Source organism: Pseudomonas sp. JV414 (genome assembly GCF_032424305.1).
Classification (GTDB): Bacteria; Pseudomonadota; Gammaproteobacteria; order Pseudomonadales; family Pseudomonadaceae; genus Aquipseudomonas; species Aquipseudomonas lini.
In genome coordinates, this window is sequence record NZ_VYKC01000021.1 from 241649 (window position 1) to 257396 (window position 15748).

At 59.5% G+C, this 15748-nt stretch carries 16 protein-coding genes; 8 read left to right on the plus strand and 8 right to left on the minus strand.

The genetic code is table 11. The features are described 5' to 3' along the window. Positions 1-17 precede the first annotated feature (17 nt). The gene (ung, locus tag F6R97_RS23145; protein ID WP_030132670.1) at positions 18-710 is read left to right on the plus strand and encodes a uracil-DNA glycosylase; all 693 of its coding nucleotides are present in this window, start codon (positions 18-20) and stop codon (positions 708-710) included. Positions 711-812: 102 nt separating this feature from the next. Here ung and F6R97_RS23150 read toward each other — a convergent pair whose 3' ends face one another. Genes F6R97_RS23150 through F6R97_RS23170 form a run of 5 tightly spaced genes read right to left on the minus strand, consistent with a single transcriptional unit; the run spans position 813 to position 6192 of the window. Next, positions 813-1853 (minus strand): AbrB family transcriptional regulator, encoded by a 1041-nt coding sequence (locus tag F6R97_RS23150; protein WP_038979321.1) that lies wholly within the window; start codon positions 1851-1853, stop codon positions 813-815. After that, positions 1846-3360 carry a tripartite tricarboxylate transporter permease gene (locus tag F6R97_RS23155; protein WP_048394037.1) on the minus strand — a complete coding sequence of 505 codons (1515 nt, stop codon included), beginning with the start codon at positions 3358-3360 and terminating at the stop codon, positions 1846-1848. The genes F6R97_RS23150 and F6R97_RS23155 overlap by 8 nt, the downstream gene beginning before the upstream one ends. 1 nt (position 3361) lies before the next feature. After that, entirely contained in the window at positions 3362-3820 is a 459-nt protein-coding gene (locus F6R97_RS23160; protein ID WP_038979323.1) for a tripartite tricarboxylate transporter TctB family protein, read from the minus strand. Positions 3821-3878: 58 nt separating this feature from the next. Continuing rightward, on the minus strand, positions 3879-4856 hold the full coding sequence (locus F6R97_RS23165; RefSeq protein ID WP_038979324.1) for a Bug family tripartite tricarboxylate transporter substrate binding protein: 978 nt from the start codon (positions 4854-4856) through the stop codon (positions 3879-3881). A 43-nt stretch (positions 4857-4899) separates the two neighbouring features. Then, entirely contained in the window at positions 4900-6192 is a 1293-nt protein-coding gene (locus tag F6R97_RS23170) for an OprD family porin (protein ID WP_048394048.1), read from the minus strand. 233 nt (positions 6193-6425) lie between these two features. On the opposite strand from F6R97_RS23170, the gene F6R97_RS23175 reads away from it, so the two are divergent. Both F6R97_RS23175 and F6R97_RS23180 read left to right on the plus strand, forming a co-directional pair. Continuing rightward, entirely contained in the window at positions 6426-7097 is a 672-nt protein-coding gene (locus F6R97_RS23175) for a response regulator (RefSeq protein WP_007898613.1), read from the plus strand. After that, complete coding sequence (locus tag F6R97_RS23180) at positions 7090-8478, plus strand: sensor histidine kinase (RefSeq protein WP_038979326.1); 1389 nt, start codon at positions 7090-7092, stop codon at positions 8476-8478. Before F6R97_RS23175 ends, F6R97_RS23180 begins: the two co-directional genes overlap by 8 nt. 135 nt (positions 8479-8613) lie before the next feature. On the opposite strand, the gene F6R97_RS23185 is transcribed toward F6R97_RS23180, so the two are convergent. Both F6R97_RS23185 and F6R97_RS23190 read right to left on the minus strand, forming a co-directional pair. Further along, on the minus strand, positions 8614-9435 hold the full coding sequence (locus F6R97_RS23185; RefSeq protein ID WP_038979327.1) for an HDOD domain-containing protein: 822 nt from the start codon (positions 9433-9435) through the stop codon (positions 8614-8616). A gap of 35 nt (positions 9436-9470) precedes the next feature. Then, the gene (locus tag F6R97_RS23190; protein ID WP_315867148.1) at positions 9471-10412 is read right to left on the minus strand and encodes a folate-binding protein YgfZ; all 942 of its coding nucleotides are present in this window, start codon (positions 10410-10412) and stop codon (positions 9471-9473) included. Positions 10413-10560: 148 nt separating this feature from the next. Here F6R97_RS23190 and F6R97_RS23195 point away from each other — a divergent pair, with 148 nt between their 5' ends. Beyond that, positions 10561-10815, plus strand: coding sequence for a succinate dehydrogenase assembly factor 2 (locus F6R97_RS23195; protein ID WP_030132661.1), 255 nt, complete (start codon positions 10561-10563; stop codon positions 10813-10815). Further along, entirely contained in the window at positions 10799-11251 is a 453-nt protein-coding gene (locus F6R97_RS23200; protein WP_048394053.1) for a protein YgfX, read from the plus strand. Before F6R97_RS23195 ends, F6R97_RS23200 begins: the two co-directional genes overlap by 17 nt. Here F6R97_RS23200 and nadB read toward each other — a convergent pair. Beyond that, positions 11220-12836, minus strand: a complete 1617-nt coding sequence (gene nadB, locus F6R97_RS23205; protein WP_048394055.1) for an L-aspartate oxidase — start codon at positions 12834-12836, stop codon at positions 11220-11222. The two genes, F6R97_RS23200 and nadB, sit on opposite strands and share 32 nt — an antisense overlap. A gap of 558 nt (positions 12837-13394) precedes the next feature. Here nadB and rpoE point away from each other — a divergent pair. The 3 genes from rpoE to F6R97_RS23220 are packed head-to-tail and all read left to right on the plus strand — an operon-like array spanning position 13395 to position 15565. Next, on the plus strand, positions 13395-13976 hold the full coding sequence (rpoE, locus tag F6R97_RS23210) for an RNA polymerase sigma factor RpoE (RefSeq protein WP_003172477.1): 582 nt from the start codon (positions 13395-13397) through the stop codon (positions 13974-13976). A gap of 30 nt (positions 13977-14006) precedes the next feature. Continuing rightward, the gene (locus tag F6R97_RS23215) at positions 14007-14594 is read left to right on the plus strand and encodes a sigma-E factor negative regulatory protein (RefSeq protein ID WP_038979331.1); all 588 of its coding nucleotides are present in this window, start codon (positions 14007-14009) and stop codon (positions 14592-14594) included. An 8-nt stretch (positions 14595-14602) separates the two neighbouring features. Next, positions 14603-15565, plus strand: coding sequence for a MucB/RseB C-terminal domain-containing protein (locus tag F6R97_RS23220; RefSeq protein WP_038979332.1), 963 nt, complete (start codon positions 14603-14605; stop codon positions 15563-15565). The last annotated feature ends 183 nt before the right edge of the window (positions 15566-15748 follow it).

The following is a 15748-nucleotide window of genomic DNA, read 5'->3' on the forward strand; positions in this document are numbered from 1 at the left end:
TTTTGCCGGATGTAACCATGACTGCTGACGACCGTATCAAACTCGAACCGAGCTGGAAGGAGGCACTGCGTGCCGAATTCGACCAGCCTTACATGGCAGAGTTGCGCACATTCCTGCAACAGGAACGCGCGGCGGGCAAAGAGATCTATCCACCCGGACCGATGATCTTCAACGCGCTCAATTCCACGCCGCTGGATAAGGTCAAAGTGGTCATTTTAGGTCAAGACCCTTACCACGGGCCGGGTCAGGCCCATGGGTTGTGCTTCTCGGTGCAACCAGGCGTGCCGGCACCGCCGTCGCTGGTGAACATTTATAAAGAGTTGAAGCGCGACCTGAACATCGACATTCCCAACCATGGCTACCTGCAGAGTTGGGCAGAGCAGGGCGTGTTGATGCTCAATACCACCATGACCGTGGAGCGCGCGAATGCCAACGCCCATGCGGGCAAGGGCTGGCAATATTTTACCGACCGGATTATCGAAGTGGTCAGCGAGCACCAGCCACATCTGGTGTTCCTGCTGTGGGGCGCGCATGCCCAGAGCAAGCAGAAACTCATCGATGCCACCAAACACCTGGTGCTGACCTCGGTCCACCCGTCGCCGCTGTCCGCCTATCGCGGTTTCCTCGGATGCGGGCACTTCAGCCGGGCGAACAAGTTTCTGGAGCAGAATGGCGAGATGCCGATCGAGTGGCGATTGCCGTCGGTCTGATGTGTTGACCAGGAGGCCCCCATCGCGGGCAAGCCCGCTCCCACAAGGACTACGCGGACCTTGTGGGAGCGGGCTTGCCCGCGATAAAAGCGACTCGGTCTATCAGGGAGAATCCGGCTCCCGGTTCCAATACCGAAACAACGGTTCCGCCAGAAACAATACAAACAACAACCGCATCACCTGCATCGCCGTCACCAACGGTACCGACAATTGCAGGGTTTCCGCCGTCAAACTCATCTCGGCAATCCCGCCGGGCATCATGCCCAGCGTCAGCGAACGCAGATCCAGATGGGTCAGCGCGCTCAAACCCAATGCCGCCAAAGTTGCGATCAACATGGTCAACACTGTGCCGAGCAGGGTTCGGCCCATGAACGACGGTGCCCGCCGGAAGAACTGCCGATTGAAGTGACACCCCAACCCGCTGCCAATCAACCATTGGCCAATCTGACTGCCGCCGTTGGGCAGACCGATGTGCAGGTCCCAAGCAATGCTCACCGTCGCAGTCACCAGCAACGGTCCGAACAGCCAGGGATTGGGTTGTCGCAGCCGCTCCCAGATCCAGGCGGCAAGGGCGCCCGCCGGGAACAGAATGGCCAGCCACCACCAGTTGACGGTCGTTGGATGCAAGACCGGCGCACCGTCGCCCAACAGATACTTGAACGCCGCCGGCACACACAGCACCACCACCAGTACCCGCAAACTCTGCCCCGCCGCGACACGACTGAGCACCGCACCGTTGCGGGCGCCGAGGTTGACCATCTCCCCGGAGCCGCCGGGCATGCTGGAAAAGAATGCGGTGGCGCGATCTTCCCCGGTGCGCCGCATCAACCAGACCCCCACCACGGCGGAAAGACTGGTAACCAGCGCACCGAAGAAGATCAAACCGAAGTGGCTCAGCACCTGCTCCATCACCACCGGGGTGAAGTGCAGGCCGATGCCGATGCCGACAACCCACTGGCCGCACTTGCGGCCGCCAGGGATTTCCGCCAATTGCCAGGGAGTCAGGCAGCGCACCAGGATGATCGCCAGCAACGAGCCGACCATCCATGGCAGTGGCCAGCCGATCTGGCTGGCGAGGTAACCGCCCAGCAGACCGACCAGCGGTGTTCCCCACCAGCTTTTGAAGGGGGTCCTGTCAGACATCGGCAATAACGCGCCGGGCGACCGAACGCTTGCGCCAGATCCGCAGGATCGGCACCAACAGCATGATCACAATCAACCCCCAGACGGCGAGAGTGATCGGACTCGACCAGAGGATTTCCAGCGCGCCGTTGGAAATCGACAGGGCGCGGCGCAGATTCTGTTCCATCAACCCTCCGAGAATGAAGCCCAGCAGCACTGGCGACAACGGGAAGTCTAGCTTGCGCAGGATGTAGCCGAAGATGCCGATGCCGATCATCAGGAACAGGTCGAAGGTGGTCGCGTGTACCGCAAAGACGCCGATGGCGGTGATGATCGCAATCATCGGCACCAGCGCCCAGTTCGGCACGGCGAGGATGCGGGTGAAGATGCGGATCATCGGAATGTTGAGGATCACCAGCATGATGTTGGCGACGAACAACGAAGCAATCAGGCCCCAGACGATGTCCGGTTGCTGTTGGAACAGCAGCGGGCCCGGCGTGATGTTGTACAGCGACAGTGCGCCGATCATCACCGCCGTCGTGCCCGAACCTGGCACACCGAGCGTCAACATCGGCACCAGCGCGCCGCAGGCTTCAGCGCCGATAGCGGTTTCCGGGGCGGCGAGACCACGTTTGTCGCCTTGACCGAATTTGCCGCTAGGGCCGGCAATGCGTTTCTCGGTCATGTAGGCCACGGCGCTGGCCAGCGTCGCGCCGGCACCGGGCAGCACGCCCATGATGAAACCGAGCACACCGCAACGCATGTTCACCCAGAACACCGAGGCGGCTTCCTTGAAGTTGAACATCATGCGACCGGTGGCTTTGAACGCTTCCTGACCGCGGTGGGTTTTTTCCAGCAGCAGAAGGATTTCACTGATGGAGAACAGACCCAGTACCAGCACCACAAACTGAATACCGTCAGTGAGGTGGATGTTGTCACCGGTGAATCGATAGACGCCGCTATTGGCATCAATGCCGACGGTCGACAGGAACAGGCCGATCAGCGCGGCGATAAAGGTCTTCAGTGGTCGATCGCCGGCCATGCCGCCGAGGCAGACAATCGCGAACACCATCAGCACGAAGTATTCCGCGGGACCGAAGGCAATCGCCCATTTCGCCAGAATCGGTGCAAACACCACCATCCCGCAGGTCGCGATGAAGGCGCCGATGAACGAGCTCCAGGCCGACAGCGAAAGTGCAACCCCCGCCATGCCTTGACGCGCCATCGGGTAGCCGTCGAGGGTGGTCATCACGGTGGAGGCTTCCCCCGGAATGTTCAGCAGGATCGAACTGATCCGGCCGCCGTACTCACAACCCAGATAGACCGCTGCCAGCAGGATCAATGCCGACTCCGGTGGCAGGCCCAGGGCGAACGCGATGGGGATCAGCAGCGCCACGCCGTTGATCGGGCCCAGACCCGGCAACAGCCCGACGACGGTGCCGATCAGTGTGCCACTGAGTGCGGTCACCAGGTTGTATGGCGTTAATGCGACGCCGAAGCCGTGACTCAAATAACCAAGCGTATCCATATCAGTTCTCCAGAACGTCAAGCAGGCCCAAAGGCAGCGGGACGTCCATGACTTTGTCGAACAGCAGGTACAGGCCGATACTCATCAGGCTGATGATCACCGCGCTCGGCAACCATCGTCCGCCGTACAGACGCGCCATCGGAATGCCGATCAAGATGCTGCTGAGGATGAAGCCCAAGGGTTCGAACAGGCCGGCGAAGATCAGCAGCAACAGCACGCAAAGGCCAATCTTGTGCAGGGTTTCGCGATCCATCGGTGGATCGTCAGTCGTGTGGATGATCGGCGACGGGCGAAACACCATGTAAACCAGCCCCAGCCCCATCAGGCCCAACATCAACAACGGGAAGGCGCGGGGACCGATGGGTTCATAGGAAAACGGAGCCTGATAGGGCCAGGCCATCAGTATCAGGCTGATACAGGCCAGCAACAGCACCGAAGCAAAAATGCGTTGTATGAGCATGAGGAACTCCTGGGCCACGACCCCGAGAACCGGGGTCGTGGCCACTAGACAGAGGCGATCACTGGATCAGGCCGAACTCTTTGGCCAGCACTTTGTAGTCCGCGACCTGCTTCTTCACGTAGGTGTCCAGCTCCGGGCCGGTCATGGCGAACGGGAACAGTTCACGCTGATCGCGCAGCTTGGCGAAATCCTCGGAGGCCAGCAGTTTGTCGAAGGCGTTTTTCCACCAGGCGTAGTCTTCGTCGCTGACTTTTGGCCCAAGGTAGAAACCGCGAACCACTGGCCAGACGATGTCGTAACCTTGCTCTTTAGCGGTCGGAATCTCTTTCATTTCCGGCTCGTCCAGACGCTTCTCGGAGAACACCGCGAGAAGGCGCATGTCCCCACTCTGGATGTGTGGCATGGAGTCGGAGATGTCGGTGCTGCCGACCTGGATGTGGCCACCGAGCAGGGCAGTGGCAATTTCACCACCGCCTTCGAGGGCGACATAACGCAGGTCGCGCGGGTTGATCCCGGCCGCCTTGGCGATCAGTGCGGTCTGCATCCAGTCCTGGCTGCCGACGGTGCCGCCGGAACCGATCACTACTTTGCTTGGATCTTTCTTCAGCGCCTGAACCAGGTCGTCCAGGGTCTTGTAAGGCGAGTCGCTTTTCACCGCGATGGCGCCATAACTGGTGCCGACGGCGGCGAGCCAACGAACGTTGGTTTCATCGAAACGACCGAACTTGCCTTGCGCCAGGTTCAGCAGCGAACCGCTGGACCACGCCACCAGCGTGCCGGCATCGGCCGGACGCTGAGCAACCACCGCGTTGTACGCCACCGCGCCGACACCGCCGGGCATGTAGGTCACGCGCATCGGTTTGGTCAGCAGTTTTTCGTTTACCAACGCGCTTTGCGCCAGTTTGCAGGTCAGGTCGAAACCGCCGCCTGGCGACGCCGGAGCGATACATTCCGGGCGTTTGGGTTCGGCCATCAATTGGCCGGCAAACAGTACACAGCTGGCGGCTAGAGCAACTTTACGCAGTGATAAGTTCATTTGAGTCTCCACGGGCATTCATTATTGTTATTGAACGTGATGTTTACCAAAGAGCAACGCTATAGCTCACCAGCAGACGCACTTCATCGGCATCGCGAGCGGAGTAGTTGGAACGGTAGGTGGCATTGCGCAGGCGTACGGCGACGTCTTTCAGGGCGCCGCTTTGTACGACGTATTTGATCTCGGTGTTGCGTTCCCACTCTTTGCCTTCGTCGCCGTTCTTGAGCTTGATGTTGTCACCGCTCACATAACGGCTCATGAAGCTCAGGCCCGGAATGCCGAGTTTGGCGAAGTCATAGTCGTAACGTGCCTGCCAGGAACGTTCTTCGGCGCCGGCAAAGTCATTGATCTGTACGAAGTTGACCAGGTACGGATCGCTGCCATCGACATAGGGGAAGGCACTGTCACCGGACATGTGCTGATAGCCGGCGCTGAGTTTATGCCCGTTCAAGGCGTAGCTCACCAGGCCGTTCAGGGATTTGTTGTCGATTGGGCCGCCACGGGCTGCGCCCTCGTCATCACTGATGGCCAGGCGCAAGTCAGTGCCGAAGGTGCCGGGGCCGAATTTTTCCGAGGCCACCATGCCGAGGAAGTGCTGGTTATAGACTTCATCGAGTTGGGCGAAGTGGTAGCTGCCGGTGATCTTGTCGGTGAACTTATAGTCCACGCCGCCAAAGTCAAAGTGCTTGCCGGCCACGGTGCCGGCGAAACGGCTGTTCTTGTTGTTGAGGGCGATGTCCTCGAAGTCGGTGCTGTCGCGGTCCTTGGCTTTCCCCAGACGCCCGCCGGTGAAGGTCAGGTTCTTGATCTCTTTGGAGGTCAGCAGGCCGCCTTCAAAGGTCTGCGGCAGAATGCGCCCGTCGTTGGCTTTGAGGATCGGCAGTTCCGGAATCAGGCTGCCAATTTTCAGTTCCGTGGCGGAGATTTTCATTTTGCCGGTCAGGCCGAGCTTGGAATACTCATCCGCCGCGCGACCGTCATCATGGGTCGGCAACAGGCCGGTGCCGGTACGATCCGGACTTGAATCGAGTTTTACCCCCAGCATGCCCAGTGCATCGACACCGAACCCCACGGTGCCGTCGGTGTAACCCGATTGCAGATTGAGCATGAACCCCTGGGCCCATTCGTCCCGCTTGGATTGCTGGGCGCTGGTGCCGTCGCGAAAGTCGCGGTTGAAATACATGTTGCGGGTTTCGAAGGTTGCCGTACTGTCTTCGAAGAAGGCAGCCTGGCTCAACGGCGAAAAGCCGGCGAGGGCGGCGGCACTGGCAAGGGCGGTGTGGCTGAGGCGGGAAAAACGAGCAGGCGGGCGAGCCTGAAGCTGCGTGGACAGCATGGTGACGTACTCCGTTTATTGTTCTTATTGGCGAAAACGCTTCGAGGCGTTTTTCGTACGCTATGTGCGGTAGCGACGGCAGTCGAAACTGTCCGTGGCTGGACTCTAACCGGCCAACCTTTCGCTAACCTTTCAGCTGACTTTCACGGTTTTCGGGCTTCACAGCGACGGTTGCGGCTGTAAACTCCGCGCCAAAGAATGGCGTCGACCATCCCTGAATGAGGTAAAGATCCATGCGTGTTCTGCTCGTCGAAGACCATCTGCAGCTTGCCGAAAGTGTCGCCCAAGCGCTCAAGAGCACCGGGCTGACCGTGGATGTGCTGCATGACGGTGTGGCAGCCGACCTGGCCTTGAGCAGCGAGGAATACGCCGTGGCGATCCTCGATGTCGGCCTGCCGCGCATGGATGGTTTCGAAGTGCTGGCGCGCCTGCGGGCCCGGGGCAAGAACCTGCCGGTGTTGATGCTGACTGCCCGCAGCGACGTCAAGGATCGGGTCCATGGCCTGAACCTTGGGGCTGACGATTACCTGGCCAAACCCTTCGAGCTGACAGAACTCGAAGCCCGGGTCAAAGCCTTGCTGCGCCGCAGTGTGCTCGGCGGTGAACGCCAGCAGCGTTGTGGCGTGCTGGCCTATGATCTGGACACCCGGCGCTTCACCCTCGGCGAAGAATTGCTGACCCTGACCTCCCGCGAGCAGGCGGTGCTTGAAGCGCTGATCGCCCGTCCCGGTCGGGTGATGAGCAAGGAGCAACTGGCCGCCCAGGTGTTCGGTCTGGACGAGGAGGCCAGTCCCGATGCCATCGAGATCTACGTTCACCGCTTGCGCAAGAAACTCGATGGCCAACCGGTAGCCATCGTGACCTTCCGCGGCCTTGGCTATCTGCTGGAAAGCCGCGATGCATAAGCCCCGCAGCCTGCGCTGGCGGTTGCTGTGGAACCTCGCGCTGCTGCTGGTGGTGTTGATGCTCGCCAGTGGTTTGAGCGCGTACTGGAACGGTCGCGAAGCCGCCGACACCGCTTATGACCGGACCTTGCTGGCCTCGGCGCGGACCATCGCCGCGGGGGTTTCCCAGCGTGACGGGACGCTCAGCGCCGACGTGCCTTACGTGGCGCTGGACACGTTTGCCTACGACAGTGCCGGGCGAATTTTTTACCTGGTCAACGATATCCACCAGAATCTGATTTCCGGTTACGAAAATCTTCCCGCTCCGCCTCCGGGAACGCCGCGCACCGATGACTACCCGGCGCTGGCGCGTTTTTATAACGCCATTTATCGAGGGCAAAACGTGCGGGTAGTCAGCCTGCTCAAGCCTGTCAGTGAACCGAACATGAATGGCATGGCGGAAATTCGAGTCGCGGAAACCGATGAGGCGAGGGTCAGTATGGCGCGCAGTCTGGCGGCGGATACGTTGCTGCGACTGGGCATGCTGGCGATCGGTGCGCTGCTGCTGGTGTGGTTTGCGGTCAGTGCGGCGCTGCGTCCGCTGGAGCGCTTGCGCACGGCGGTGGAAGAGCGTCAGTCCGATGACTTGCGGCCCTTGCCGTTGGTGGAAGTGCAGCACGAGTTGTGGCCGCTGGTGCGTGCGCTCAATCACTTTACCGAGCGCTTGCGCGGGCAGTTCGAGCGTCAGGCGCAGTTCATCGCCGATGCCGCCCATGAACTGCGTACCCCGTTGGCGGCGCTCAAGGCACGACTCGAGCTGGGCCTGCGGTCGAACGAACCCGAAACCTGGCGCAGCACCCTGGAAACTGCGGCCCAGGGCACAGATCGTCTGACCCACCTGGCCAATCAATTGCTCTCGCTGGCACGGGTCGAGAATGGCGCCCGGGCAATTGCCGAGGGCGGTGCGCAGTTGCTCGACCTCAGTCAGTTGGCCCGGGAACTGGGCATGGCCATGGCGCCGCTGGCCCATGCACGTGGTGTGGCGCTGGCGCTGGAAGCTGACGAACCGGTGTGGCTGCGCGGCGAACCGACGTTGTTGAATGAACTGTTGAGCAACCTGGTGGACAACGCGCTGGCTCACACGCCGCCGGGCGGCAATGTGATCCTGCGGGTCTTGGCACCAGCGGTGCTGGAGGTCGAAGACGATGGCCCGGGGATTCCTCTTGAAGAGCGGGATCGGGTGTTCGAGCGTTTTTATCGGCGTAACGAACAGGTGGCTGGATCGGGACTGGGCTTGGCCATTGTCGGCGAGATCTGCCGCGCCCACCTGGCGCAGATCAGCCTGCACGACGGCGAGCAGGCGGGGTTGAAGGTGCGGGTGAGTTTTATCGCGGGAGAGTGAACACAACCCTGTGGCGAGGGGGCTTGCCCCCGTTCGGCTGCGCAGCAGTCGTAAACCTGTTATGGGTGACTTACCAGACAGACCGCTGAGGAGCGCTTCGCGCTCCAACGGGGGCAAGCCCCCTCGCCACAGTGATCAGTAAAACATCGACCGCGACTCCTCCAGATCCTTGCACATCGCCTTGTTCTCCGGATCGATCCCCAACTTTTTGAAGGCCGGCACGCTGAAGAGGTCGATACGGGCCAGTGGATGATCGGTGTCCTTGTGGCAATACAGACTGGCCACTTGCACCAGATCGACATAATCGACCCGCTCCGATTGCCGCTTGAAATCCAGATACAGCCCCGGCAATTGCACCAGCATTTCCGGAAACTCCCAGACCCTGAGCAATTTATCGCCGAGCAGCGGGTGAATCCGGTCGATCACATGGTTGAGGCTGATCGGGTCAGACAGCAATTCATAGTGATCTTCGGCGTAGGTCAGAATCGGCAGTACACCAATCTGATGCACGAGCCCGCCGAGCGCCGCCTGATCAGGCTTGAGTTGCGTATAACTGCGGCACAACGCGTAACTGACGCCGGCGATTTCCAGGCTTTTGCGCCAGACCTCGCGCATTTTCTGTTCCACCACTTCGGAACGGGCATTGAAGATCTGTTCCATCACCAGGCCAATGGCCAGGTTGCTGCTGTAATTGACGCCCAGCCGGGTGATGGCCGTGTGCAGGTCAGTCACTTCCTGGGTCGCGCGCAGCAACGGGCTATTGACCACTTTGATCAGGCGCGCCGACAGCGCGGTATCGCGGCCAATCACTTTGCTCAGTGTGCTGACACTGATTTCCGGGTCTTCAGCGGCCTTGCGAATCTGCAGGGCCACTTCGGGTAACGTTGGCAGAACCAGGTCATCGTTATCGATGGCCTCAACCAAATCCTGTTGGACCTTATCCGCCAGCTCGATCATTTCTTTTCTCTAGGGTATTGCGACAAGTGCTGCTGTTAACGCTGGATTTCGCGATCACGATCCAGTTGGTAAGGCAGGTCGAGCAGATGCAGGCCCGGACCTTCAAGTGCGCCAAGGTGCAGATTGCCATCTTCTGCCGCTTCGGCTTGCAGCACCGCAAGGAGTTCAATGTTTTGCTCGGTACGGGCGGCCATCACCACTTCACCGATCGAACTGCCATGGGTTGGGGAGAACAGTTGGGTACCGGGCTCCGGTAATTCGCTGGCCTCCAGTTGCAGGCGGTACAGACGGCGCTTGAGTTTGCCAAGGTATTGCATGCGCGCGACGATTTCCTGGCCGGTGTAGCAACCTTTCTTGAAGCTCACGCCGCCGACGGCTTGCAGATTGAGCATCTGCGGGATGAACAGCTCGCGGGTACTCGGCATGACCTGACCGATCCCGGCGCGGATCTGGCCCAACAGCCATTGATTCAATTCACCTTCGGCCAACAGAGCGGACAGCTTGCCCTTGAGGGTGTCAGCTTGATCGGCGCGAACCCAGAGCTCAGCGCGATCCGGCGAGGCGCGAAGGGCGATCAGGCCGTCATTGCGCGCGACGCTGTCGGTTTCTACCGGTAACTCCAGGCCCAGGCTGGCCAGTGCCGCATCGCCATGCTCAAGGCCAAAGCGAACCCAGCTGGCACTTTCATCGGTCAGTTTCGATTTGGAGAACACCGCGTACTTTTTCAGGTCCGCCAGTTGCGGCTCCAGCAGCTCGCTGGCCATCGCCATGAGTACACCGTCGCCTTCCAGCAGAATGCGGAAACTCGACTGCATCCGGCCTTTCTGCGTGCAGCGCGCGCCAAGGCTGGCCTGGGTGTCGCTCAGGTAATTAAGGTTGCAAGTCAATTGGCCTTGCAGGAATTTGCCGGCATCCGCGCCGCGTACCGCGAGAACGCCTTCGTGAGACAGGGTGCAGAAAAAAGCAGAATCGGCCATGGGTCATCGCAGGGTAAAGAGTCCGAGGGACATCATAAGGGGGCGCCCTTGAAATGGGTAGTTCACAAAGGATCGTCGGTCCCGACCAAAGCCGACTGTTAGGCTCGCTTTGGGGCTGTATACTTGCCGCCTATTTGAGGAGCGCTCCATGGTCGAACAAGTTGAACTGAATCGCCTCTACTGGCACAGCCGCCGCGGCATGCTTGAGCTTGACGTGTTGCTGGTGCCGTTTGTGAAAGAGGTTTACCCGCACCTCAACCAGGTGGATCGTGATCTGTACGTCCGTCTGCTGACGTGTGAGGATCAGGACATGTTCGGCTGGTTCATGGAGCGCAACGAATCGGAAGATCCGGAGCTTCAGCGCATGGTTCGCATGATCCTGGATCGTGTCCAGCCCAAGTAACGCGTTCGAATGCCGCTGGCATGCCTCACGGCAGTTGCTGGCGGCCTATCTTCTGGCCCAGCTGTTCGCGTTGGGTTCTTTGTTTCTACTTTCCCTACCGGTCTGGGCCAGTTTGCTCGGCGCTTTTTGCTGTCTGGCTCATGGCATCTGGGCATTGCCGCGACAGATTCTGCTGACACACCCACAGGCGTTTCGCGGCTTGCGTCGCGATGCCGATGGCTGGCAGTTGTGGAATCAGGCGGTGGGCTGGCAGCCCGTGCAGCTGCGGCCGGACAGTCTGGCGTTGCCGCTGATCGTGGTACTGCGTTTTCGTCTGCGCGATGAGCGACGGATCAGGGCGATCTGTGTGCTGCGCGATTCGCAGGCGGCGGATGTGCACCGACGCCTGCGGGTTCGGCTCAAGTTCAGTCGGCGTAGGTGGGCGGCACCAGAATAGTGTCCAGGGCGACCGGCAGCATATTCGGGTAGTCGAGGGTGTAATGCAGGCCGCGACTTTCCTTGCGCTCCATGGCTGACTGGATCATCAGTTCGGCTACTTGCGCCAGGTTGCGCAGCTCGATCAAATCCCGGCTGACCTTGTAGTTACTGTAGAACTCATCGATTTCATCCAGCAACAGACGCACCCGGTGCTGAGCCCGTTGCAGGCGCTTGTTGGTGCGCACGATGCCGACATAGTCCCACATGAATCGCCGCAGTTCGTCCCAGTTGTGCGCAATGATCACGTCTTCGTCGGAATCGGTGACCTGGCTCGCATCCCAAACGGGCAGGGCAGTCGGAATCGACACGTCTGGCAACTGCTCCAGAATGTCCGCCGCCGCCGAACGGGCGTAAACGAAACATTCCAGCAGCGAGTTGCTGGCCATGCGGTTGGCGCCATGCAGGCCGGTGAAACTGGTTTCACCAATCGCATACAGGCCCGGCACATCGGTGCGACCCCGCTGATCGACCATTACGCCGCCGCAGGTGTAGTGCGCCGCCGGTACCACCGGGATCGGTTGTTTGGTGATGTCGATGGAGAATTCCAGGCAGCGTTCATAGACCGTCGGGAAGTGCGTCTTGATGAAATCTTCGGGCTTGTGGCTGATGTCAAGGTAGACGCAGTCGATACCCAGGCGCTTCATCTCATGGTCGATGGCGCGGGCGACGATGTCCCGTGGTGCCAGCTCGGCCCGTGGGTCGAAGCGCTGCATGAAGCGTTCACCATTGGGCAGCTTCAGGTGGCCACCTTCGCCGCGCAGGGCTTCGGTGATCAGGAAACTCTTGGCTTGCGGGTGATAAAGGCAGGTGGGATGGAACTGGTTGAACTCCAGGTTCGCCACCCGACAGCCCGAACGCCAGGCCATGGCGATGCCATCACCGCAGGCGCCGTCTGGGTTGCTGGTATAGAGGTAGACTTTTGCCGCGCCGCCGGAGGCAAGGATCACGAAGCGCGCGCCGTAGGTGTCAACTTCACCGGTGCCGCGGTTGAGCACATAGGCGCCGAGGCAACGCTCACCTTCAAGGCCCAGACGCTTTTCGGTGATCAGGTCGACCGCGACCCGCTGCTCCAGCAGTTCGATGTTGGGACGCTGCTTGGCCTGATCGAGCAAGGTTCTGAAGATCGCCGCGCCCGTCGCATCGGCAGCGTGGATGATTCGCCGATGGCTGTGGCCGCCTTCGCGGGTCAGGTGAAACTCGAACCCACCGTCTTCGGTGCCGGACTGTTCATCGCGGGTAAAGGGCACGCCTTGGTCGATCAGCCATTGAATTGCCTCTCTGCTGTGCTCGACGGTAAAGCGCACGGCGTCTTCATGGCACAGGCCACCACCGGCGTTGAGGGTGTCATCGACATGGGATTCGACAGTATCGGTGTCATCCAGAACGGCAGCGACACCGCCCTGGGCCCAGAAGGTTGAGCCATTGGCGAGGTCGCCTTTGCTCAATACGGCGATGCGCAAATGACCGGGTAAGGTCAGCGCAAGGCTCAAGCCGGCAGCACCGCTGCCAATTACCAGAACATCGTGTTGAAACTGTTGGCTCATTTCAGGATTCCGCTCAAAGCGACCCGGGACGGGGTTGGCGCAAGACAGCTGGGTCGGCGAGTCAAGACAGCCACACAGCCCACTAGTATATAGAGGGGGGGATCGGCACAATAGCCGGGCCAGCATGGCATTGTGAAACTACTGTGACGGAAAAGGCTGGACGCTTCGTCGGAAGTTTTTTTGAGGGCTTCGGCGACAAGGCGACTGTATCGTGGATTTAACAGTCTTTTTCTCTTCAGAGTTGCACAATGTCGGTTTCGGGCAGCTATAAATATGGAACTTTTGCCAAAGGCCCAAGATCAATAGAAGGTTGCCTGAAACAAGGGACAGTGTCGGCTTCGGTGCGGGACTTGCGGTTGGGTCCTTAGCTGGCGAATCCGATGACAAGATTATTCGCGCAGCCGGGTTATCCCGCGCTGCGCTTTTCGTGCGTGCCAAATCAGAGTGCGCAGGAAACTTGCTTGAAGGGGGAGAACTTTTGCGAAAAGCCCGAGTCTATGTTTGCAAGTCTGGTCGTTCAGTGATGCAAGCCTCCTTCGAGCTTATCGAGGAGTGTTCATGCTAACCCAGGAAGAGGATCAGCAGCTGGTCGAGCGCGTTCAACGCGGCGACAAGCGAGCTTTCGATCTGCTAGTGCTGAAATACCAGCACAAAATTCTCGGGTTGATCGTGCGGTTCGTGCACGACACCCATGAAGCCCAGGATGTCGCACAGGAAGCCTTTATCAAGGCATACCGTGCACTTGGTAATTTTCGCGGAGACAGCGCGTTTTATACGTGGCTTTACCGCATCGCCATCAACACGGCGAAAAACTATCTGGTTTCACGCGGCCGTCGGCCGCCGGATAGCGATGTCAGTTCCGAGGATGCAGAGTTCTACGATGGCGATCATGGCCTCAAGGATCTCGAGTCGCCAGAACGTGCATTGCTGCGGGATGAGATCGAAGGCACCGTCCATCGAACCATTCAGCAACTGCCAGAAGATTTGCGTACGGCTTTAACTTTACGTGAATTCGATGGTCTGAGTTACGAGGACATTGCCAGCGTCATGCAGTGTCCGGTGGGTACCGTGCGCTCCCGGATTTTCCGCGCTCGGGAAGCCATCGATAAAGCCCTGCAGCCGTTGTTGCAGGAAAACTGAGACAGCGGCGACAGCCAAGAGAGGAACGCCATGAGTCGTGAAGCCCTGCAGGAATCGCTGTCCGCAGTGATGGATAACGAAGCGGACGAATTGGAATTGCGTCGGGTGTTGAATGCCTTCGACGATGTTGAAACCCGCGATACTTGGGCTCGTTACCAGATCGCTCGGGCAGTTATGCACAAGGATTTGTTGCTTCCTCGTCTGGACATCGCTGCGGCAGTCTCTGCTGCGCTGGCTGACGAAGCCGTACCGGCAAAAGCCTCTCGCGGTCCATGGCGCAGCCTCGGTCGTCTGGCAGTTGCTGCTTCGGTGACCGTTGCCGTGCTGGCGGGTGTTCGTCTGTACAACCAGGACGAGATCGCCGGTGTCGAGTTGGCCCAGCAATCCAGTCAACCGGGTCTGGCCGCTCCTCAGGTCAAGGGTCCAGCTGTATTGGCAGGCTACAATGAGAGCTCGGAAGCCACTGGCCCTATGGCCAACGGCGTATTGCAAGGTCAGCCAGGCTGGCACGATCAGCGTCTGCCAGGTTACTTGCGCCAACATGCTCAACAGGCTGCATTGAAAGGTACTGAGAGCGCTCTGCCTTACGCTCGTGCAGCAAGCCTGGAAAACCGCTAAGGAGGATCATGCGCGCCATACCTCTACTTACGCTTCTGCTCAGTGGCTGGTTCGTTGTTCCAGCCCACGCCGATGAAGCCCAGGACTGGCTGAAGCGTCTGGGGCAGGCGGAGCAAACGCAAAGCTTTCACGGTACTTTCGTCTACGAGCGTAACGGTAGTTTCTCTACCCACAACATCTGGCATCGCGTCCAGGATGGCAAGGTCCGCGAGCGTTTACTCCAGCTCGACGGCTCGGCACAGGAAGTCGTGCGCATTGATGGGCATACTCAATGCGTTAGCGGCACCCTGATAGCAGGGCTGGGGGACTCACCCAACTCCACCGCTCGTGCACTCGATCCACAAAAGCTAAAGAATTGGTATGACCTTGCCGTCATCGGCAAGTCGCGTGTGGCCGGACGTTCAGCGGTGATCGTGTCGTTGAAGCCTCGCGATCAGCACCGCTACGGTTTTGAGCTGCATCTGGACAAGGAAACCGGTTTGCCGTTGAAGTCATTGTTGCTCAATGACAAAGGGCAACTGCTGGAGCGGTTCCAGTTCACCCGACTGGATACTGCCGAGGTGCCTTCCGACAGCGATTTGCAGGCAGGTTCTGATTGCAAACCCATTACCCTCGACAGTGACAAGGCTTCCGCCGTCAAAACTGCGCAGGTCTGGCATTCGGACTGGTTACCACCAGGTTTCGAGCTGACCAGCAGTACCTCGCACAAGGATCCGGAGACCAAAGCCCAGGTCAACAGTCTGATGTTCGACGACGGTCTGGCCCGATTCTCGGTGTTCCTTGAGCCGTTGAATGGCGCAACAGTCACTGATACGCGCACCCAGTTGGGGCCAACCGTTGCTGTCTCCCGGCGATTGACTACACCGCAAGGCGAGATGATGGTGACTGTGGTCGGTGAAATACCGATTGGCACCGCCGAACGGATTGCGCTGTCCATGCGCAACGATGCCGCGGCTACCAGCAAGCAGTAAGCTGATCAGCCATGCTCACCTATCGGGGTCTGGATGGTGCGGGAGGTCGACAATGGCTATCCCGCCATTGGTGCCTCGAAATGTTTTGCCGAGCATTTTCATTTGCAAATATCCCGAAAATTTTTTATAGGTCAGAGCCCCTCGGCTCTGGCCTTGTTTGTTGTTCCCGGAACAAAAATACCG

What these genes read in the sequence shown, in the direction of transcription:
- ung (WP_030132670.1), top strand. Translation starts at nt 18, where the DNA reads ATGACTGCTGACGACCGTATCAAACTCGAACCGAGCTGGAAGGAGGCA.
- F6R97_RS23150 (WP_038979321.1), bottom strand. Translation starts at nt 1,853, where the DNA reads ATGTCTGACAGGACCCCCTTCAAAAGCTGGTGGGGAACACCGCTGGTC.
- F6R97_RS23155 (WP_048394037.1), bottom strand. Translation starts at nt 3,360, where the DNA reads ATGGATACGCTTGGTTATTTGAGTCACGGCTTCGGCGTCGCATTAACG.
- F6R97_RS23160 (WP_038979323.1), bottom strand. Translation starts at nt 3,820, where the DNA reads ATGCTCATACAACGCATTTTTGCTTCGGTGCTGTTGCTGGCCTGTATC.
- F6R97_RS23165 (WP_038979324.1), bottom strand. Translation starts at nt 4,856, where the DNA reads ATGAACTTATCACTGCGTAAAGTTGCTCTAGCCGCCAGCTGTGTACTG.
- F6R97_RS23170 (WP_048394048.1), bottom strand. Translation starts at nt 6,192, where the DNA reads ATGCTGTCCACGCAGCTTCAGGCTCGCCCGCCTGCTCGTTTTTCCCGC.
- F6R97_RS23175 (WP_007898613.1), top strand. Translation starts at nt 6,426, where the DNA reads ATGCGTGTTCTGCTCGTCGAAGACCATCTGCAGCTTGCCGAAAGTGTC.
- F6R97_RS23180 (WP_038979326.1), top strand. Translation starts at nt 7,090, where the DNA reads ATGCATAAGCCCCGCAGCCTGCGCTGGCGGTTGCTGTGGAACCTCGCG.
- F6R97_RS23185 (WP_038979327.1), bottom strand. Translation starts at nt 9,435, where the DNA reads ATGATCGAGCTGGCGGATAAGGTCCAACAGGATTTGGTTGAGGCCATC.
- F6R97_RS23190 (WP_315867148.1), bottom strand. Translation starts at nt 10,412, where the DNA reads ATGGCCGATTCTGCTTTTTTCTGCACCCTGTCTCACGAAGGCGTTCTC.
- F6R97_RS23195 (WP_030132661.1), top strand. Translation starts at nt 10,561, where the DNA reads ATGGTCGAACAAGTTGAACTGAATCGCCTCTACTGGCACAGCCGCCGC.
- nadB (WP_048394055.1), bottom strand. Translation starts at nt 12,836, where the DNA reads ATGAGCCAACAGTTTCAACACGATGTTCTGGTAATTGGCAGCGGTGCT.
- rpoE (WP_003172477.1), top strand. Translation starts at nt 13,395, where the DNA reads ATGCTAACCCAGGAAGAGGATCAGCAGCTGGTCGAGCGCGTTCAACGC.
- F6R97_RS23215 (WP_038979331.1), top strand. Translation starts at nt 14,007, where the DNA reads ATGAGTCGTGAAGCCCTGCAGGAATCGCTGTCCGCAGTGATGGATAAC.
- F6R97_RS23220 (WP_038979332.1), top strand. Translation starts at nt 14,603, where the DNA reads ATGCGCGCCATACCTCTACTTACGCTTCTGCTCAGTGGCTGGTTCGTT.